This window comes from Nocardioides speluncae (assembly GCF_003121585.1).
Lineage (GTDB): Bacteria > Actinomycetota > Actinomycetes > Propionibacteriales > Nocardioidaceae > Nocardioides > Nocardioides speluncae.
The window spans coordinates 55856-74600 of the sequence record NZ_QEOO01000025.1; the positions used below are offsets into that span (position 1 = coordinate 55856).

The 18745-nt window shown below is 71.4% G+C and carries 21 protein-coding genes; 9 read left to right on the forward strand and 12 right to left on the reverse strand.

What is annotated here, in order from left to right; genetic code table 11:
- Positions 1 to 2 precede the first annotated feature (2 nt).
- Complete coding sequence (locus DDV73_RS14065) at positions 3 to 848, reverse strand: aldo/keto reductase (protein WP_109507880.1); 846 nt, start codon at positions 846 to 848, stop codon at positions 3 to 5.
- A gap of 87 nt (positions 849 to 935) precedes the next feature.
- Here DDV73_RS14065 and DDV73_RS14070 point away from each other — a divergent pair, with 87 nt between their 5' ends.
- Complete coding sequence (locus DDV73_RS14070; protein ID WP_109507881.1) at positions 936 to 1898, forward strand: DUF5937 family protein; 963 nt, start codon at positions 936 to 938, stop codon at positions 1896 to 1898.
- 9 nt (positions 1899 to 1907) lie between these two features.
- Here DDV73_RS14070 and DDV73_RS14075 read toward each other — a convergent pair whose 3' ends face one another.
- The 10 genes from DDV73_RS14075 to ssd form a co-directional block, all read right to left on the reverse strand.
- Positions 1908 to 2267, reverse strand: a complete 360-nt coding sequence (locus tag DDV73_RS14075) for an Rv3654c family TadE-like protein (RefSeq protein ID WP_109507882.1) — start codon at positions 2265 to 2267, stop codon at positions 1908 to 1910.
- Positions 2264 to 2653: a TadE family protein gene (locus DDV73_RS14080; RefSeq protein ID WP_109507883.1), complete on the reverse strand. Its 390-nt coding sequence runs from the start codon at positions 2651 to 2653 to the stop codon at positions 2264 to 2266. Before DDV73_RS14080 ends, DDV73_RS14075 begins: the two co-directional genes overlap by 4 nt.
- On the reverse strand, positions 2653 to 2832 hold the full coding sequence (locus DDV73_RS14085) for a DUF4244 domain-containing protein (RefSeq protein WP_109507884.1): 180 nt from the start codon (positions 2830 to 2832) through the stop codon (positions 2653 to 2655). Before DDV73_RS14085 ends, DDV73_RS14080 begins: the two co-directional genes overlap by 1 nt.
- A 468-nt stretch (positions 2833 to 3300) precedes the next feature.
- A complete protein-coding gene (locus DDV73_RS14090) occupies positions 3301 to 4170 on the reverse strand; it encodes a leucine-rich repeat domain-containing protein (protein ID WP_109507885.1) in 870 nt (289 codons plus the stop codon).
- Between the two features lie 308 nt (positions 4171 to 4478).
- Positions 4479 to 5324, reverse strand: a complete 846-nt coding sequence (locus tag DDV73_RS14095; RefSeq protein WP_109507886.1) for an alpha/beta fold hydrolase — start codon at positions 5322 to 5324, stop codon at positions 4479 to 4481.
- 63 nt (positions 5325 to 5387) lie between these two features.
- Positions 5388 to 5885 carry an SLATT domain-containing protein gene (locus DDV73_RS14100; RefSeq protein WP_206050873.1) on the reverse strand — a complete coding sequence of 166 codons (498 nt, stop codon included), beginning with the start codon at positions 5883 to 5885 and terminating at the stop codon, positions 5388 to 5390.
- Between the two features lie 97 nt (positions 5886 to 5982).
- The gene (locus DDV73_RS14105) at positions 5983 to 6705 is read right to left on the reverse strand and encodes a type II secretion system F family protein (protein WP_109507887.1); all 723 of its coding nucleotides are present in this window, start codon (positions 6703 to 6705) and stop codon (positions 5983 to 5985) included.
- On the reverse strand, positions 6702 to 7469 hold the full coding sequence (locus DDV73_RS14110) for a type II secretion system F family protein (protein ID WP_109507888.1): 768 nt from the start codon (positions 7467 to 7469) through the stop codon (positions 6702 to 6704). Before DDV73_RS14110 ends, DDV73_RS14105 begins: the two co-directional genes overlap by 4 nt.
- Positions 7466 to 8647: a TadA family conjugal transfer-associated ATPase gene (locus tag DDV73_RS14115; RefSeq protein WP_240617282.1), complete on the reverse strand. Its 1182-nt coding sequence runs from the start codon at positions 8645 to 8647 to the stop codon at positions 7466 to 7468. Before DDV73_RS14115 ends, DDV73_RS14110 begins: the two co-directional genes overlap by 4 nt.
- 133 nt (positions 8648 to 8780) lie before the next feature.
- Complete coding sequence (gene ssd / locus DDV73_RS14120) at positions 8781 to 9830, reverse strand: septum site-determining protein Ssd (protein WP_109507963.1); 1050 nt, start codon at positions 9828 to 9830, stop codon at positions 8781 to 8783.
- Positions 9831 to 10002: 172 nt separating this feature from the next.
- Here ssd and DDV73_RS14125 point away from each other — a divergent pair, with 172 nt between their 5' ends.
- Positions 10003 to 10785, forward strand: a complete 783-nt coding sequence (locus tag DDV73_RS14125; RefSeq protein ID WP_240617283.1) for an HAD family hydrolase — start codon at positions 10003 to 10005, stop codon at positions 10783 to 10785.
- Between the two features lie 266 nt (positions 10786 to 11051).
- Here the strand turns inward: DDV73_RS14125 and DDV73_RS14130 are convergent, their stop codons facing one another.
- On the reverse strand, positions 11052 to 11771 hold the full coding sequence (locus DDV73_RS14130) for a Fic family protein (RefSeq protein WP_109507890.1): 720 nt from the start codon (positions 11769 to 11771) through the stop codon (positions 11052 to 11054).
- 84 nt (positions 11772 to 11855) lie between these two features.
- On the opposite strand from DDV73_RS14130, the gene DDV73_RS14135 reads away from it, so the two are divergent.
- The 7 genes from DDV73_RS14135 (at position 11856) to DDV73_RS14165 (ending at position 18735) form a co-directional block, all read left to right on the forward strand.
- The gene (locus tag DDV73_RS14135) at positions 11856 to 12581 is read left to right on the forward strand and encodes a class I SAM-dependent methyltransferase (RefSeq protein WP_109507891.1); all 726 of its coding nucleotides are present in this window, start codon (positions 11856 to 11858) and stop codon (positions 12579 to 12581) included.
- A gap of 24 nt (positions 12582 to 12605) precedes the next feature.
- Positions 12606 to 13745, forward strand: a complete 1140-nt coding sequence (locus DDV73_RS14140; protein WP_109507892.1) for a histidine kinase — start codon at positions 12606 to 12608, stop codon at positions 13743 to 13745.
- The gene (locus DDV73_RS14145) at positions 13742 to 14503 is read left to right on the forward strand and encodes a LytR/AlgR family response regulator transcription factor (RefSeq protein WP_109507893.1); all 762 of its coding nucleotides are present in this window, start codon (positions 13742 to 13744) and stop codon (positions 14501 to 14503) included. The genes DDV73_RS14140 and DDV73_RS14145 overlap by 4 nt, the downstream gene beginning before the upstream one ends.
- Positions 14500 to 14883 carry a hypothetical protein gene (locus tag DDV73_RS14150; RefSeq protein ID WP_109507894.1) on the forward strand — a complete coding sequence of 128 codons (384 nt, stop codon included), beginning with the start codon at positions 14500 to 14502 and terminating at the stop codon, positions 14881 to 14883. Before DDV73_RS14145 ends, DDV73_RS14150 begins: the two co-directional genes overlap by 4 nt.
- Positions 14880 to 16400, forward strand: coding sequence for a sodium/solute symporter (locus DDV73_RS14155; protein ID WP_109507895.1), 1521 nt, complete (start codon positions 14880 to 14882; stop codon positions 16398 to 16400). Before DDV73_RS14150 ends, DDV73_RS14155 begins: the two co-directional genes overlap by 4 nt.
- A 330-nt stretch (positions 16401 to 16730) precedes the next feature.
- Complete coding sequence (locus DDV73_RS14160) at positions 16731 to 17099, forward strand: DUF485 domain-containing protein (protein WP_109507896.1); 369 nt, start codon at positions 16731 to 16733, stop codon at positions 17097 to 17099.
- A 1-nt stretch (position 17100) separates the two neighbouring features.
- Positions 17101 to 18735, forward strand: a complete 1635-nt coding sequence (locus tag DDV73_RS14165) for a solute symporter family protein (protein ID WP_109507897.1) — start codon at positions 17101 to 17103, stop codon at positions 18733 to 18735.
- Positions 18736 to 18745 lie beyond the last annotated feature (10 nt).

Consider the following 18745-nt stretch of genomic DNA (forward strand, 5'->3'; position numbering starts at 1 on the left):
GCCTACGCCGCGCCCACGGCGCCGCTGTCGAGCCGGGCCAGCTGCTCCTCGCTGAGGGTCAGGTCGCGAGCGGAGAGGTTCTGCTCCAAGTGGTCCGGGCTGCTGGTTCCCGGGATCGGCACCAGCATCGGCGACCGCTGCAGCAGCCAGGCCAGCGCCACCTGGGTCGCCGTCGCGCCCACCTCATCCGCAACCTCCGCGGCTGCCTGCGCCGTCGGCGAACCGGCGCTGCCGAGGTCCAGCGGCCGCCAGGGCAGGAAGGCGATGCCCTCCCGCTCGCAGAACTCCAGGACGGCCTCGTCTCGCCGGTCGCCGAGTGAGTACTTGTTCTGGACCGAGACCACCTCGACGCCATGCCGGGCGCGCTCGATATGGTCCACGCGCACCTGGGACAGGCCGATGTGGCGGATCTTGCCGTCCTGCTGGAGCTCGGTGAGCGCGCCGATCTGCTCGTCGAACGGGACCTTCGGATCGATCCGGTGCAGCTGGAACAGCTCGATCGCCTCGACCCGGAGCCGCATCAGGCTGAGGTCCACCTGCTGCTTGAGGTACTCCGGCCGGCCGAGCGGCACCCAGCCGCCACCCGGCCGCGACTGACCGGCCTTGGTGGTGACGAGCAGGTCGGCGGCGTACGGGTGGAGTGCCTCGGCCACCAGCTCCTCGTTGCGTCCGTAGGCATAGCTGTCGGCGGTGTCGATCAGCTGGATGCCGGCGTCGACCGCGCGGCGCAGGATCGCGACCGCCTGTTGGTGCGGCGGCCCGACCTCGCCCGGGTCCGGGGACAGGCGCATGGCGCCGAAGCCAAGCTGGTGAACGGCGCGGTCGCCGATCTTGACCGTGGTGGTCATCGTTCCTCCGTGCGTTGATGGGGTGACCGGACGAGCATCGTCGGACCAGCGCCGACCCGCGATGGATTCGCTCTAGAGTGAATCCTTGTGATCACCGTGAGGCTCTCGCCCGCCGATCTCGCGGACGTGCGCTTCGCGATCTCGCCGGTCTGGGAGGCGGTGGCCGGCCTGCGGGCGCTGCGCGATCCGGGGATCCATGCCGTCCACCTCCCGTGGGTACGACAGCACCGCTCAGAGGTACTCGGCTCCGCCGAGTTCCCGCTGCTCAACGATCTCGGCATCCGGCCCGCCCGGCAGCTGCCCGGCTTCCTCGCACCGGCGCCGACCTCGCCGGTCGCCGACCTCGACTCGGAACTGGCCGTCGTGGCGGCATCCCCGGCCGAGGTGGTCCGGGCCGAGATCGCGGCCGTTTTCGGCCCCACCCCCTCACCCCTGACCGCCGAGCTGTACCGGGCGCCTCGGCGCGGACTGCGCCGACTGACCGACGAGCTCCGGGCCTACTGGCAGCTCACGATCGAGCCGCACTGGGACCGGATGCGCGGGCTGCTCGAAGGCGATGTCGCGTTCCGCGCCCGCGACCTCGCCGACCGTGGGCCGCGTGCGATGTTCGGCGGACTGGACCCGGCGATCAGCTGGGCCGACGACCAGCTCCACCTCGACATCCCGCGGATCGAGGACGAGGTCGCGCTCGGCGGCCGTGGGCTGGTCCTGGTGCCGACCCTGTTCGGATGGCCCCGGGTCTTCGTCAAGACCAACGAGCCCTGGGCACCGCTGGTGCGCTACCCCGCCCGCGCCGTCGGCGCGCTCTGGGAGACCGCGCCGCCCGCGTCGGACCTCGCCCCGGCGCTCGGCGCCACCCGGGCCCGACTGCTGACCGAGCTGGGCACTCCGGCCACGACCTCCGACCTGGCCCGGCGTACCGGCCTCGCCCCCGGTGGCGTCTCCGAGCACCTCCGCCGGCTCACCGCGTCCGGCCTCGTCGCCCGGCACCGCACCGGCCGCACCGTCGTCTATGCCCGGACCGCCCGTGGCGAAGCACTGTTCGGGTGACGCCGGCGGTCAGGGTGCCGGACCGGCACGCGCACGGCCGGTGACCTCGGGTGAGTAGCCGGCGTAGGAGCGGGCCGCGACCGTCACCTCGAGGACGACGTCCTCGCCGCTCACCGCGCATGACCGCACCGAGGCACCGTTGGCGCCGGCGATCCGGCCGGCCGCGGCGCAGGGGTCGTGGCCGCGCTGGAGCGCCTGGGCACCGGCCAGCGCTGCCAGATCGGCGGCCGACTGGGCGGCGCGGTGGTCGGCCACCACGCCGGCGACGAAGGACATCGCGGCTCCGAGGAACATCAGCAGGCCGAGCAGCGCGACCACCAGCAACGAGGCCGACCCACGCTCCCCGGGCGGTGGCTGCCGCCGCCTCACGAGGACTCCTCGGCGAGCGCGACCGCCTCGGCATCGACGGTCGCCGACGGGACGAAGTCGAACAGCCCGCCCGGCCCCCGTACCTGGCTGGTCACCCGCACCGTGACCGTCCCGCCGGCCTCGGCGACCTCGATCCGCGCCCCGTCGGGCGCGACCTGCCGTCCGAGACCCACCGCGACCTCTGGTGGCTCGTCACGCGCCAGGGCCCGGGCCGTCTCCCGCGCGGCGTCCACGGTCCGGACCTGAGTGACGCCGAGGGAAAGCAGCCAGACCAACCCGACCGTCATCGCCACCAGCAGCGGCAGCACCATCGCCGTCTCGGCGGTGACCGCGCCGTCGTCTCCGCGCCGGAGTCGTCCGGTGCGGCACCGCCGAGGGCCGGTCATCAGCCGATGCCGAGCAGGCTGAAGACGTGGTCGAACAGGGTCTTCAGCATCTTGTCGCCGAAACCACCGCTGAGCATCTGGAAGAGCAGACCCGCCAGCCCGGCCCCCGCGGCCGTGCCGACGGCGTACTCCGCCGTGGTGATGCCCTGCTCGCCGCGCCGGGCGCGTCGTCGTGTCATGAGTCCTCCTCATCGTCGTCCGCCGGCCTGGGTGGCCGTGCGGTGCCGAGGACGACTCTGCGCCGGATCACCGACGCCCGCTCGAGGGTCAGCCGCTGCTGTGGAGAACTCGGCCATCGTCAATCTGTGGACGATTCGCGGGCCTGCGGGATGGACCTGGCGGCGATGCTGCTGCGCCTACCGAGGAGTGGGCCCTGTGACACGTCGAACCGCCCCGGACCCTCCGTCAACGATGACCTGCACGTTGCCGCCCCTGTGGGTCACCCACGTTCGAACCGCCCAGTTGCCGTAATGGCGGTATGCGCGGACTGGCTCTTGCCAAGGCAGACCTCGCCGGAGTGCGTCCTGTCGCGCCAAGTCAATGGCACGCGTCCTGGTGACTGGCCACGATGACCCGGGCGACAAGAGGCGACAGATTCTCATTGGGCCCACCAGTACACCAGTCCGCCCACGCCAGCGGCAGCGCCTCTAACCCCGAGTGATCTCGGCCTGGATCTCCGCGACGCTGGGTCGGTAGTGGCGGCGCGACTGCATGCGCAGTTCCCTCAGCCTGGGCAGGTCGGCGATGGGCGTTAGATCGCCGTCAACGACCTTGGTCGTGCCGTACATCAGCAAGTCTTCGATGGACGTGAGTCCGCGCAACGGAGCGACCGAAGGAAGGTCGCCGCACTCGCTGAGGTTGAGACGACGCAGTCCGACGCACTGGCTCAGGTCTTCGATGGTGTTCAGCTTCCGACAGGCTTCCAGGTCGAGATCCTCGAGCTGCGCGAGACCTCGCAGTGCAGACACGTCAACGAGGTCCTTCGCCAAGGGCACGGCGAACTCCTGCAACTCCGGAAGCTCGGACAGGCCATCGAGGGATCGCACGCGCGGTCGATCCATGAGCACCAGTCTCCTCAGGTGGACGAGTCGACAGAGCGGTGCCAGATCAACTCCGTCGTACCGGCCGATGTGGAGTCGCTGAAGCCTCGCGGCCGATTCGATGGTCGCGCCCAGCTGCTGCCAGTCGGCCGACAAGTCAGTCAGCTTCGGGAGGCGCGTGAGATCGATGGCGAGCGCCGGATCCGACGTAATGCGCAGCCACTCAAGGGTGTCCCCCAGTTCGCTGATCGGCGTCAGACTCGTGAGCCGCCGATCGACGACGTCCAGTTGCCGAACCGGCAATCCGCGAAGGAAACCCAAGTCGGGCTCGCTGAACCCGTGTGCGTAGTTGAGGACGAGACGATCTGCCTCGCCGGACTCGATCAGCCGCCCCGCGTCGGCGGTCCAGCGCCCGGTCAGTGTCACCTCGACTCGGTCGGGAAAGCGGCCGACCGCGAACTCATGCTCGCCGCTCATCGTAAGCAGGTGGGCCGGACGCCCGCCGGCACGGCCGTACCGCCGTTGCTGACTGCGCTCAGGCGGTCACGATGGCCCTGTGGGATGGCCATTCCATAGCGCCACTCAAGGTCGGAAGTCGCGGCCGGGTCGGCATCCTGCGGATCGTTGAAGGTGATTGGCACGGTCACTTGTCTCCCCTCGAATCACGGCGGCTCTGCCAGGTGTCGAGTCCCGTTGTGTAGATCCTCGGAATGAATATCAGGGTCCGCCGATCTTCTACGCGGTGCCACCGATACCCGCTGAGAGTTTTCGGGTAGATCGGCAGCTCAGGCGCGAAGCGATTCCTCGACCCGGTCCAGCCACTCGTGGACCAGCGCCGCGAACAGCACGTCCTGCTCGATGTGCACGTTGTGGCCGGCTCGGTCCAGGACGGCGTACGTCATCCGTGGATAGGTGTCGACCAGCGCCCACTGGTCGGCGTAGCCGGTGATGTGGTCCTGGCGGCCGGCGATCATCAGCGACGGGCCCTCGAAGCGCGGACGGGGCCGTGCTTCCCAGGACCCGGTGTAGCCGGACTCGATCCGGGCCAGTGCATCGGCATCGGCGAGGGCGGTCCCGGGGTCGATCTCCTCGGTCGTACGGCGCAGCGTCCGGGCATCCGCGGCCACAGCCAGCTGGGCGAAGTTGCTGTCCGGGTCGAGCTCGCCAGATTGGATGGCGGCCGCGATCTCCGGGTCCTGGAAGACGATCTCGCGTGCCGGTAGCACCCGCCGACCGTGCGCGGCGATGACGGCCGGCGCGACCAGGCAGACGCCGGCCACGCCGGTGGCCGGCTGGTCCTCGACGAGACCCTGGGCCAGGTAGCCGCCGTACGACTCGCCGGCCACCAGCAGCGGGCCTTCCGGCACCAGGGCGGCGATCGCGTCGGCCATGACGCCGAAGACAGCATCGGTCGAGTCGATCCCCGCCGAGCCGCTGCGACCGTGACCCGGGAGGTCGAGGTAGATCCGGCTCCAGTCGCGCCGGCTCTCGAAGACCGGCTCGAACGCGGCGGTCATCATCCGGTGGTCGCAGGTGAACCCGTGGAGCAGCAGCACCGTGCCGCTCCCGCGCGAGTCGCCTGGGTACTCGACGTAGTGGAGGTCGACATCGCCAACGGTCAGCAAAGCCATGCGGACAGTGTTGCGAACGACTGGCTGAACGGACGGCGATGCGCTCCGCAGCAACCGGCCACCTCAGGGAGTGTCGGAGGACGGTATGGCGGGAGGACTGTCGCCGGCTTGGGAGGTTCTCCGGAACTCGACCCACCGACGGCTCACGTCACTCCAGATCGCCTGTTGATCAGCAAAGAACCGCTCGAGCTGCTCTCGCGTGACTTGCGCCGGGTCCCCGGTCACCAGCAAGAAGTCGATCTCGTCGCGAAGCCGATTCATGCGGTACAGGGTCTCCTCCATGAGAACCCAACGGGACCGCCAGTTGAAGAACGCGTCCAAGCCTCCCAGCAGCGTCACCGACGCGACCAACGGGAGCGCCCAGGAGGCCCTGTTCGGGATTGCGCTGATGCCGAGGATGACCGTGGATAGCGCGGTCATACCAAGGGCGAGGATCCGGACGACTGCCGCGCTCCTGCGGAATCGGGTCTTGCGTGAGTCGGCCCAGTCCATGTCGGCCGAGACGAGATCTCGGAACGCAACCAGCGCTTCCTCCGGCGACAGGCCGGTCCGGTTGTCCACTAGCCCGAAGAGTCCGAGTTCGGAAGGGAGAGTCTCGCGTCGACGCAACAACCATTTGGGCACCGTCAATTTTTGCACGTAGACGCACCCACCTGCCCTACCAATCGAGTGCGGAGAGGGCGCCGGCCACCAGCGGCACGATCCCGATCAGCAGGAACGCCGGCAGCAGGCAGAGCCCGAGCGGAACGGCCGCCTTCACCCCGACGGTGCGGGCTCGGTCCTCGGCGTCGCCGCGGGCCTGCGCGGCCAGATCGTCGGCCAGGGCGGCGACGGTCGTGGTGACCGAGGCGCCGCTGGCGTGCGCACGCGTCATTGCCCGGCCGAGCGGACCCAGTGCGGCGTGAGCGGCCAGGTCTCCCCACACCTCGCCCGGCGGTACGCCGAGCCGCAGCCGAGCGCAGGTCGGAGCGAGCTCGTCGGCGGCGGCACCGGGCAAGGCCGCGCACACCACACCGAGCGCCTCGGCAGGAGCCGAGCCGGACCGCAGCGCGGCGGCGTAGAAACCCACCAGGTGCGGGAGCTCGCGGCGGCACTGCTCGCGCCGTCTCCGCAGCGCGGGCGGCTCCATGCGGACGATGACGGCGTACGTCGCCGCGGCGGCCGCCACGCCCGCGATAGGTGCGACCGGTCCGTTGGCGAAGGTGTGGGCTCCGATCCCGGCGAGCAGCGAGAGCAGCCAGCGGTACCGCACCAGCGCGCCCCGCTCGTCGGGCTCTCCCGGCGCCTCGGGCGCCACCGGTCGTGGCCAGCGCGGGGGTGGCGGCGTGGCCAGCAGCACCGCGGCGGTCAGGGCCAGAGCAGCGATCAGCGCGGAGCTCATGCGGTGTCCTTGGTGATGCCGTCGGCGATCGCCTCGATCCACCAGATCCCGGCCAGACCGAACGCCAGACCGAGGCCGAGGCAACCCAGGCCGAGCGGAGTGCCGAATAGGAACGCCCAGGGGTTGCCACCGATGCCCGAGCCCATGAGCAGCGCGAGCACCGGCAGCGCCGCCATCAGCCGTGCGGTCGCCCGGGCAGATGCGAGCTCCGAGGCGACCACCCGGCGGGTGGCCCGGACGGCGCGCAGCGAGGCCGCGACTCCACTGACCGCGTCGGCCAGCCCGGAGCCGGAGCGGGCCGCGACCTGCCAGGCTCCGGCCACGAGCCGCAGGTCACCGCCGCCCGGGGTGCTGGCGAGACTGCGCCAGGCCGCCGGAACGTCGGAGCCGAGCTGGTGGGCACGGGCGACGGCGCCGAAGGCGGCGAACTCCTCCGAGACCCGCCCGAGCGCGACGCCCGGCGGCTGCCCGGCCTGGAGCTCGGCCGCCAGCAGCTCACACGCTTCTAGGGCGTGGTCGCCGAACCGCTCCGCCTCGCGCCGCCGCCGACGCCGGGCCAGCAGCGCACTCGCTCCGAGCGCCGCGGTGCCGACGACCAGGGCCAGGACCAGCACCCGGCCATGCAGCAGCGCTGTGACCAGGGCGAGCGCGACGACCGCGGCCACCACCACCCGCGGCCGGCTCCGGACCGCGACCGGAGCAGGACGCGGTGGGACCGACAGCCACACCGCCAGCGCCGCGCAGCCCGCCGCCGCGAGCGTCATCGGTCCAGCCTCGTGGCCAGGGCGTCGATGCCGGGACCGGTGTCGCTCGCCCCGGTGTCGTCGAAGCTCACCGCGGCAGCCATCCGCACCAGTCCGGATGACTCCCTGACCGGAACCGCGACCTCGCGAAGAACCCTCCGGCCGTCGCTGGCCCGATCGAGATGGAGTACGGCGTCGAGCGCTGACGCCAGCTGGCTGTGGGCGGCCTCGCGGCCCAGCCCGGCGGCGAGCGCGAGCGCCTCGATCCGGGCGGGGACGTCGAGCGCGGAGTTGGCGTGGAGCGTCCCGCAGCCGCCCTCGTGGCCGGTGTTGAGCGCGGCAAGCAGGTCGACGACCTCAGCGCCACGCACCTCACCCACGACGATCCGGTCCGGCCGCATCCGGAGGGCCTGCCGGACCAGGCTCTGCAGGGTGATCTCGCCGACGCCCTCGATGTTCGGCGGGCGAGACTCGAGACCGACGACGTGCGGGTGGGCCGGTCGCAGCTCACTGGCATCCTCGACCAGCACCAGCCGCTCGGCGGTCGGCACCAGTGAGAGCAGCGCACTGAGCAGCGTCGTCTTGCCGGTGCCGGTGCCGCCGGTGACCAGGAACGCCAGCCGGCCGGTCACGATCCGGCGCAGCAGCCGGGCGCCCGGCTCGGTCAGGGTCTCGCAGGCGACCAGCTCGTCGAGCGTGAACACCCGCGACCTCGGCACCCGCAGCGACAGCGAGGTCCCCGGTCGAGCCACCGGGGCCAGCACGGCATGGAACCGGGTCCCGTCGGGCATCCGCAGGTCGACGTACGGCGTGGCGTCGTCGAGGCGGCGTCCGCCAACCCCGGCCAGCCGCTGGGCGAGCCGGCGCACCGACTCGTCATCGGGGAAGGTGACCTCGGTCAGCTCCAGCCCGTCGCCGCGGTCGAGGTAGACCTCGGCCGGCCCGTTGACCAGGACGTCGGTGACGCCGGGCGTGCGCAGCAGCGGTTCGAGCAGGCCGGCGCCAAGAACCTCACGCCGGAGCGCGTCGTGAACGGCGAGCACGGTGGCGTCGCCGACCGGGCGGCCCTCCTCTCGCAGTGCCTCGGCGACGCCCTGCGGGGTGAGTGGGTCGCCGCGCCTGGCCAGCCGATCCCGGACCGCTTCGACCATCCCGGCCGGGAGGTCGCCGGTCATGACCGCACCGTCGTCGACGGGCATCCGCGGTCAGGGTGCGTGCAGCGCAAGGCCGAGGAACGAAGTCGTAGTTGGGCTCCTGCAAGTGACGACAACGCAGCGATGTGCGTGCCATGGCCGCGGAGGGCCACGATGACGGTGCGGTCACGACCGGTGCTCATGCCACGCCTCGCACCGGCGCCTGAAGCCCGGCCAGGACGGTGTCTGCGGCGCGGCCGAGAGCGCCGCGCGCCGAGCGGACCGGGCCCGCGCCGAGGTCGATCGCCTCGGCCAGCCCGCGCTGGTCAGGCATCGCCGCGAGCACCGGCGCACCGACCACCTGGGCGACCTCGTCCGGGTCGATGCCCCGACCGCGGAGCACCAGCATCGGCTGCGCGACCGCCTCCAGCCGCGCACACAGCCGCCGGGCGGACGCGACGCCCGGCACCGTCGGCACCGCGACCACGATCAGTTGGTCGCAGCGCGCGACCAGCTCCTCGACCAGCGGTCCCAGCGATCTCGACAGGTCCAGGACCACCACGTCGTGGCCACGCTGGGCAGCGCTCAGCGCCTCGCGCACCGCGAACGCCTGCAGCGTCCCTTGCGGGCCGGCCGACCAGGTCAGTGCGCCGAGGCGGTCACGGCGAGGCACCGCCTCCCGAAGCGACCTGGCACCCAGCCGGCCGGTCGTCTGCTGCAGCGCGTCCCAGCGCACGCCGTCGACCATCTCGAAGCCCAGCACGCGGTCCACACCGGGACCGAGTGGGTCGGTGTCGATCACCAAGGCCGGACCGGCCGAAGCCGCGCGCTGCGCGAGCGCGCAGGCGAACGTGGTCGCGCCGGCGCCGCCCGAGCCACCCACCACTCCGACCGTCAGCGCCGAAGGTCTGTCTCCGTCGCCGAGGTCGGTCAACGCATCGACCACCCAGGTGTCGGAGCGCGGCAGCTCGGCGACGTTCTCCGCGCCGACCGCCAGGGCCAGCGGGAACACCTCGTGGGGCACGGTCCCCCACGCGACGATGTGGACCCGTTCTCGCCGCGGCACGGCGAGCCGGGCGGCGTCGGCAAGGAGGTCGGTCCCGAGCAGCACCAACGGCGCTGTGGACCAGCCTCGGAGCGCGGCGCCTACGTCATGGGCGACGTCGGGCACCACGCCGGCCGCGGCGCCCAGGCGCAGCAGCTCGTCGAGAAGGGTGTCGTCACGGGTGATGATCAGCGGTGCGGTCATGGGTCCGACGATCCCCGCGATCACGGACAGTTCCGAGCCGGGTGCCGGCGCCCTGTGGAGAAATCGGGGTCCGAAAAATTGTGGACGACTCGTGGGCCGTCGGGGGTGGTCTCGACGACGCTCACTTGCGCTCGCTGCTCGACCACCCGGGCTGCGACCTATGCTGAGGCCCATGCCCACGGCGGCCTTCTTCGACCTCGACAAGACGATCATCGCGAAGTCGAGCACGCTTGCGTTCAACAAGCCGTTCCAGGCCGGTGGGCTGATCTCGCGGCGGGCGGTGCTGCGCTCGGCGTACGCACAGTTCGTCTATCTCGCCGGCGGCGCCGACCACGACCAGATGGAGAAGATGCGGCAGTTCATGTCGCAGCTGTGCGCCGGCTGGGACGTCGCGACCGTGCGCGAGATCGTGGCCGACACGCTCCACAACATCGTCGACCCGCTGGTGTACGACGAGGCCGTGAGCCTGATCGAGGAGCACCACATCGCCGGCCGGGAGGTGGTGATCGTGTCCGCGTCCGGAGCCGAGGTCGTCGAGCCGATCGGCACGATGCTCGGCGCGGACCGGGTGATCGCCACCCAGATGGAGATCGTCGACGGCAAGTACACCGGCGAGATCGACTTCTACGCGTACGCCGACAACAAGGCCGCCGCGATGCGCGACCTCGCCGCCCAGAAGGGCTGGGACCTGGACCGCTGCTTCGCCTACAGCGACTCCTCGACCGACGTACCCATGCTGGAGGCGGTCGGCCACCCGTACGCGGTCAACCCGGACAAGGAGCTGCGCAAGGTCGCCGAGGCCAACGGCTGGCCGGTTCTGGTGTTCAGCCGCCCGGTCGCGCTGCGCGGCCGGCTGGCCCCGAAACCGACCCTCGCGGCCCTCGCGGTCGGCGGCGTGGTGGCCGTCGGTGGGGTGATCTGGGCGAGCGCCCGGAAGCGCCGCTCGGGCGCCTGATCGGCGACCCGCCGACGGGCACGGGTCGCGGCCAAAGTCAAGGCTTGAACCGGTAACGATGTCGGCGTAGAACGGTAGTAACAAATCCACAACAGACCCGCACGTGAGCCGGGTACCCACGCGGCGATCTACCCTTCCTACAGGGCGCCTGTCACTGGGAAATGCCCAGGTCAGCAGTTAGATGTTGCACGCTTGGTAACCAGCGGTCTCACGTGTCAGCGGCGGCATCCGACATCCACGCGAGATCGGGTGCCGCTCGCATGTTGTCAGCCCTTCAGCGGGCTCGCCTCCGCGGCCGCCGAGTAGGCCTCCGCGGCGTACAGCGCCCAGGCATGGACGCCCTTCCGACCGCCCTCGCGATAGCCCCGCAGGTTCGACTCGTACGCCGACCTCAGCGCGAGGTGCCCCGCCTCCGGAACCAGCAGAGACTTCTCGTCGACACCCCGCGCCACCAGCACCAGCCGCTCGGCCGCGCGCGCCACGATCCCGTTGTGCGACGGGAACGGCTCGGCCGTGGCGAGGTCGGCGTGCACGATCGCCGCCACCATCAGTGCCGGCGCCGCCGTCTGGGCGAGCAACAGGCTCGCCAGACCCTGCAGCCGGTGCGCGGCCTCGGCGTCGCGCGGCCGGCCCAGCCGGTCGTCGTCGAGGCTGCCGGTGGCCGCGACGGCATGGATCCGGGCCAGCGCCTGCAGCGGCGTCCGCTCCAGCACCGGCGCCAGCGCCAGCAGCTCGGTGGACACCCGCACCGCGTCCTGCGCGACCTGGTCACCCGTGCCCTCGCGGATCTCGTCCACGGAAGCGACCGAGCCCTCCAGCACCGCCGACGCGTGTGCGCCGCGCAGCAGCGACTCGGCCGTCAGCTCCGGGGAGGTACGCCGCAGCCCGCGGTCGCGCAGGAGTACGTCGATCCCGTCCCGAGTCGCGGCGTACGCCGACGGCACGCCCTCCAGAGAGGTCAGCCAGGCAAGCGGATCGGCAGTCACGAGGCCACATGATGCCTGCTGTGCGACCAGCCCGGCCGCAGAGGTCCCAGGATCGGGACGTCCGGAACGCTAACCTCGGATGCAATGTATGCCCATCCCGCTGCTGACCGACCCACCGTTCCGGCCGATGCCGCCGCGTGGCTGGCCGGCTCGTCCCCGCGGACGGTGCTCACCGTCGGCGGCGCCGGCCTCGCTGGGCCGTTCGCCGCGCTCGGCCACGACGTGCGCGCAGTGAGTGGCTGGCTGACCGAGCTGCCGTTCCAGGACGCCTCGATCGATGTCGTGGTGGCGGTGCAGGTCCCTGACGACCTGACCGAGGTGGCCCGGGTGCTGCGGCCGCGCGGCGAGCTGGCTGTCATCTGGCACGAGCGCGACCAGCGGATCCCGTGGGTCCGCCGCCTCGACAAGCTGCTCGGCACCAAGCCGCTGGGCGAGCACCCGCCGGACGCGCTGGTCACCACCCACCGGTTCGGCTTCGTCGACACCTCGTCGTACCGCTTCTGGCAGGTGGTCACTCGGCAGTCGCTGGAGGCGCTGGTTCGCGGAATGCCCGAGGTCAGCGGTCTCGCCGACACCCCGCGCGAGCAGAAGGTGCTCGACGTACTTTCGCTGTACGACGAGTACGGCCGCGGCGCCGACGGCATGCAGCTGCCCTGGATCTGCCGTTGCTTCAAGTCGACCGTCATCGACCGCCCCGCCCCCAAGCCGGCTCCGGTCCTCGAGCCGACCCAGCCGATCGCGATCGACCCGGCGAAGCCTGTCAAGAGCGACGGCGGCGATACCGACATGCTGCTCATCGACTTCCGGTAGGGCGGACTCGCTTACCCTGGGCCGATGCGCGTGGGTTGGCCTCGGGTACGGCGGTCTCGGCTCGGCGGCGAGGCCGACCGGGCGACGTTCCGCACGCTGCACACCGCGAGCCTTGCCTCGCCCGCGCTGCGCGAGGGCCTCACCGCACACAGTGCCGAGCGGTCGATCCGGCACCTGCGCACCCTCCTCGGTACGCCGGCGGTCGCCATCACCGACACCGACCGCGCCCTCGCCTGGGACGGCAGCGGCGAGCACCACATCGGCCAGACCGCCATCCTCGCGCGCGCCGCCGTACGGCATGGCAGCACCCGCGTCGCCGACCGGAAGGACCTGCCGTGCGACGAGCCGGGCTGCCCGGTCCGGCATGCGATCGTCAGCCCGCTGGTGGTCGAGGACCGGATCGTCGGCACGCTGCAGGTGTTCGCCGACCGCCAGTCCGCCGGCCTGATCCGCGCGGCCGACGAGGTCGCGGGCTGGGTGTCGGGGCAGCTGGAGCTGGCCGAGCTGGGCGCCTCGCGAACCCGGCTGGCCGAGGCCGAACTGCGTGCGCTGCGCGCTCAGATCAGCCCGCACTTCGTCTACAACTCGCTCGGCGCGATCGCCAGCTTCGTGCGCACCGACCCGGACCGGGCGCGCGAGCTGCTGCTGGAGTTCGCCGACTTCACCCGCTACTCGTTCCGCCGGCACGGCGAGTACACGACCCTGGCCGAGGAGCTCCGCTCGATCGAGCGCTACCTGCTGCTGGAGCAAGCCCGCTTCGGCGAACGGCTGCAGGTGACGCTGCGGATCGCGCCGGAGGTGCTGCCGGTCGCGGTGCCGTTCCTGTGCATCCAGCCGCTGGTCGAGAACGCCGTCCAGCACGGCCTCCAGGCCGGCGACGGCACCGGCCACATCAGCATCGTTGCCCGCGACCTGGACCAGGAGTGCGTGATCGAGGTCGAGGACAACGGCGCCGGCGACGACCCGGAGAAGGTACGCCGGGCTCTGGCCGGCGACGCCGACGTCCAGTCGTTCGGCCTGGCCAATGTGGACGCTCGGCTGCGCACCTCCTTCGGTGACGACTACGGTCTGGCCGTGGAGACCGCACCCGGCGCAGGCACCAAGGTGATCGTGCGCGTGCCGAAGTTCGCCCCCGGGGTACAGGTGACCGGGGCCGGCGCGTGACCGGCGGGTCCTCGGCCGTTGGCCCTGCCCGGGTCACTGTGCTGGTCATCGACGACGAGCGACCGGCACTCGACGAGCTCGCCTTCCTGCTGAAGCGCGACCCGCGCGTACACGACGTACTCACCACCGACTCGGCCACCGCGGCGCTGCGGATCCTGCAGGAGCTGGAGGTGGACGCGGTCTTCCTCGACATCCAGATGCCCGGGCTCACCGGGCTGGAGCTGGCGCAGGTGCTCGCCCGGTTCAAGTCGCCGCCGCCGATCGTGTTCGTCACCGCCCACGACGAGCACGCGGTGGAGGCGTTCGACCTGCGCGCGGTCGACTATGTGCTGAAGCCGGTGCGCGAGGAGCGGCTGGCCGAGGCGGTACGCCGGGTGCTCGCCGAGACCGCCCGCCCGCAGGAGAACGGCGATGAGCAGATCGCGGTCGAGCGCGGCGGCGTCACCCGGTTCGTGCGCCGCTCCGAGGTCCGGTACGTCGAGGCGCAGGGCGACTACACCCGGCTGCACACCGGGCAGGGCAGCGACCGGGCGACCCACCTGGTGCGCACCCCGCTCAGCACCCTGGAGGAAGGGTGGGGCCCGGCCGGCTTCGTGCGCATCCACCGCTCGCTGCTGGTCAACCTGGCCCACATCGACGAGGTTCGGATGGAGAGCGGGGTCTGCACGGTCGTGGTCGGCGGCGCGCCGCTCCAGGTCAGCCGCCGGCACACCCGCGAACTGCGCGACCTGCTGACCCGCCGGGGGTCGAAGGCGTGACCAGTACCCCGCCCGAGCGGGTCCGGGTGACCGGGCCGCCGCGGCGGCGTACCCCGCAGAAGGCGGCCCTCCCGCGCACCCGCGAGATCGACGAGGAGACCCGGCTCGGCGAGATCTACATGGGGTCGCTGCTGCGCGAGCAGGCCCGACTGGCGGTGGCGGTGCTGGTGGCGCTGTTCGGCACCGTCGGCGCGCTGCCGCTGGTGTTCCACCTGTGGCCCGGCTTGGCCGGCGTCCGGCTGGCCGGCGTACCGCTGTCCTGGCTGCTGATCGGTGTCCTCGTCTATCCGTACCTGGTGCTGCTCGGCTGGTTCTACGTCCGCGCCGCGGAGCGCAACGAGCGCGACTTCGTCGACATCGTGGAGGCCGACGAACCGTGAACTACGCGCCCGGCGTGGTCGCCGTCGTCCTGGTCACCCTCGCGACCCTCGCGGTGGGCACCTGGGGGCTGCGGTTCTCCCGGACCACCAGCGACTTCTACGTCGCGTCCCGGACCGTCCGCCCGGCCCTCAACGCCAGCGCGATCGGCGGCGAGTACCTCTCGGCCGCGTCCTTCCTCGGGGTCGCCGGGCTGGTGCTGGTCTTCGGCGCCGACATGCTCTGGTACCCGGTCGGCTGGACCGCCGGCTACCTGGTGCTGCTGGTCCTGGTCGCCGCGCCGCTACGCCGCTCCGGCGCCTACACACTGTCCGACTTCGCCGAGGCCCGCACCGGCTCCACCCACGTCCGGACACTCTGCTCGGTGATGGTGGTGGCGATCGGCTGGCTCTACCTGCTGCCGCAGTTCCAGGGCGCCGGTGTGACCCTGCAGGCGACGGTCGGGGCGCCCACCTGGGTCGGGTCCGTTGTCGTAGGCGCGGTGGTGCTGATCAACGTCAGCTCCGGCGGGATGCGCAGCATCACCTTCGTCCAGGCGTTCCAGTACTGGCTCAAGCTCACCGCGCTGCTGCTCCCGGCGGCGATCCTGGTCGCGGTCTGGGCCGGCGACGGCGCACCGCACCCCGTCGACGCGGGCGGCGGCGGTGACCTCTGGTCGCTGCCGCTCGGCTCGGGCGGCGGCGCCGGCCTCTACACGACGTACTCGCTGATCATCGCGACCTTCCTCGGCACGATGGGCCTGCCGCACGTGGTCGTCCGCTTCTACACCAACCCGGACGGCCGGGCCGCGCGCCGGACCACGCTGGTGGTGCTCGCGCTGCTCGGGCTGTTCTACCTGCTGCCGCCGATCTACGGCGCGCTCGGCCGGGTGTACGCCGCGGAACTGGCCGCCAGCGGCCGCACCGACGTACTGATCCTCGAGCTGCCCGGGCTGATGATCTCCGGCGTGCTCGGTGACGTACTGACGGGGCTGGTCACCGCGGGCGCGTTCGCGGCGTTCCTGTCGACCTCGTCCGGGCTGGCGATCGCGGTCGGCGGCGTACTCAGCCAGGACGTGACCGCGCGGGTGGTCAGCAAGCGTGGCCCGAGCGGTATCACCGCGTTCCGGCTCGGCGCGGTGCTGGCGATCGTGGTGCCCTGCGTGGCCGCGCTGGTCGCGCCGGATCTCGCGGTCGCCCGCGTGGTCGGGCTGGCGTTCGCGGTCGCGGCGTCGACGTTCTGCCCGCTGCTGCTGCTCGGCATCTGGTGGCGCGGGCTGACCGCCCCCGGTGCGATCGCCGGGCTGGCGGTCGGCGGGCTCGGGTCCGGCTTCGCGGTGGCCTGGACGCTGGTCGACCCCGCCGCAGGCGCTGGCTGGCTCGACGTACTCCTCGGCCAGCCCGCCGCCTGGAGCTGCCCTGCCGCCTTCCTCACGATGTACGCCGTGTCCCGCGCGACCCGCGACCAGGTACCCGCCCACGTCCGCCGGTTCATGGTCCGGCTGCACACGCCCGAGGCCGTCGAGCTCGATCGCGGCTGAGCCCAGCGGTCGACGGTCAGGGTGGTCAGCGGATCGCGATTTGTACGTACAGATCTGTACGTACAAACCGGGCGCGTCGCATGCCGGAGGCCACTGCCTCGCCGGATTGGTCGCGGCTACCGGTGGTGGTCTCGACGAGCTCACTAGCGCTCGCTGCTCGACCACCCGGAGCTGCCTTGACCGTTCGTCGCACCAGATCGACCGCTCGGCGATGAGCCGGTTCCACTCGGCGCGGGGTTCGCTCGCACCCCTCCCGAGGTCCAGCGCGGCCACGCCACAGTGACGACAGTCACAGCCGCCTGCTGTGCAGCCTCGAGAAAGGCGCCGCCCATGACCGCCCCTGCCCATGACCACGCCGCACGCCATGATCCGGTCTACGACCGGCTCAGTGAGACCTCAGAGTTCAAGGAACTGCGGCGCCGCTACCGCGGCTTCGTGTTCCCGGCCACCGTCGCCTTCTTGGCCTGGTACCTGCTGTACGTCGTCGCCTCCATGTGGGCCCACGACTTCATGAGTCAAAAGCTCGTCGGCAACATCAACGTCGCCCTGGTCTTCGGCCTGCTGCAGTTCGTCACCACGTTCGCGCTCGCGTACCTCTACAGCCGCTACTCCACCGCCAAGCTCGACCCGCTCGCCCGCGAGCTGCAGGAGAGCTACGAGGCGAACGGCTCCAACGGCTCTACCGGGAGGGCGATCTGACATGGATGGCGACCAGCTTCTCACCACCACCCTGTTCCTCGCCGTCGTCGCAGTGACGATCGGCGTCACTGTGTGGGCCAGCCGCAACACCAAGGGCGCGGCCGACTTCTACGCCGGCGGCCGCTCGTTCACCGGCTTCCAGAACGGCCTGGCGATCGGCGGCGACTACATGTCCGCCGCGTCGTTCCTCGGCATCTCCGGCGCCATCGCGCTCTACGGGTACGACGGCTTCCTCTACTCGATCGGCTTCCTCGTGGCCTGGCTGGTCGCGTTGCTGCTGGTGGCCGAGGTGCTCCGGAACTCAGGTCGCTACACGATGGCCGACCAGCTCGCCTACCGGATGAAGCAGGTGCCGGTCCGCACCGCCGCGGCCACCTCCACCGTCGTGGTCTCGATCTTCTACCTGCTCGCGCAGATGGTCGGCGCGGGTGCGCTGGTGACGCTGCTGCTCGGCGTGGAGAGCGACGCCTTGAAGAACATCACGATCTTCATCGTCGGCGGCCTGATGATCTTCTACGTCACCGTCGGCGGGATGAAGGGCACCACCTGGGTCCAGATCGTCAAGGCCGTGCTGCTGATGACGGGCTCGGCGCTGATCGTGGTGATCGTGCTGTTCAAGTTCGGCTTCGACATCTCCGACATGCTCGGCACCGCGGCGTCCAACTCCGGCCAGGGCAGCTCGTTCCTCGAGCCCGGCCTTCGGTACGGCGTCGACACCACCAGCAAGATCGACTTCCTCTCGCTCGGTCTGGCCTTGGTTCTCGGCACCGCCGGGCTGCCGCACATCCTGACCCGCTTCTACACCACGCCGACCTCCGCGGACGCCCGCAAGTCGGTGCTGTGGGCGATCGGGCTGATCGGCACCTTCTACCTGATGACGCTGGTCCTCGGCTTCGGTGCCGCGGCGCTGCTGAAGGGCGACGCGAAGGAGAAGGTCGCGGAGTCGAAGGGCAACCTGGCCTCGCCACTGCTGGCCGAGAACGTCGGCGGCGGAGCGGGTACGACGGGCGGCGCGATCCTGCTCGCGCTGATCGCCGCGGTCGCGTTCGCGACCATCCTCGCGGTGGTGGCCGGGCTGACGCTTACCTCGAGCGCCAGCGTCGCGCACGACATCTACAACACGGTGCTCCGCAAGGGCGCGGCGACCGACGCCGAGGAGATCAAGGTGGCGCGGTTCGCCGCCGCCGGGATCGGACTGGTCGCGATCATCCTCGCGATCCCAGCGCAGAACCTGAACATCGCGTTCCTGGTGGCGCTAGCGTTCGCCATCGCGGCGAGCGCGAACCTGCCGTCGATCATCTACAACATGTTCTGGCGGCGCTTCAACACCCGCGGCGCGGTCTGGAGCATCTACGGCGGCCTGATCTCCGCCGTGGGCCTGGTGGTCTTCTCACCGGTCGTCTCCGGCAAGGGTGTCGACCCGGTCACCGGCAAGAGCCTCTCGCTGCTGCCGGCCGACATCGACTTCTCGTGGTTCCCGCTGGAGAACCCGGGCATCGTGTCCATCCCGCTCGCCTTCTTCCTGGGCTGGCTCGGCACGGTGACGTCGAAGGAGCTCGCCGCCGAGGAGCGGTTCACCGAGCTCGAGGTCCGCGCCCTCACCGGCGCGGGCGCGGAGACCGCCGTCAAGCACTAGGACCGCCCTT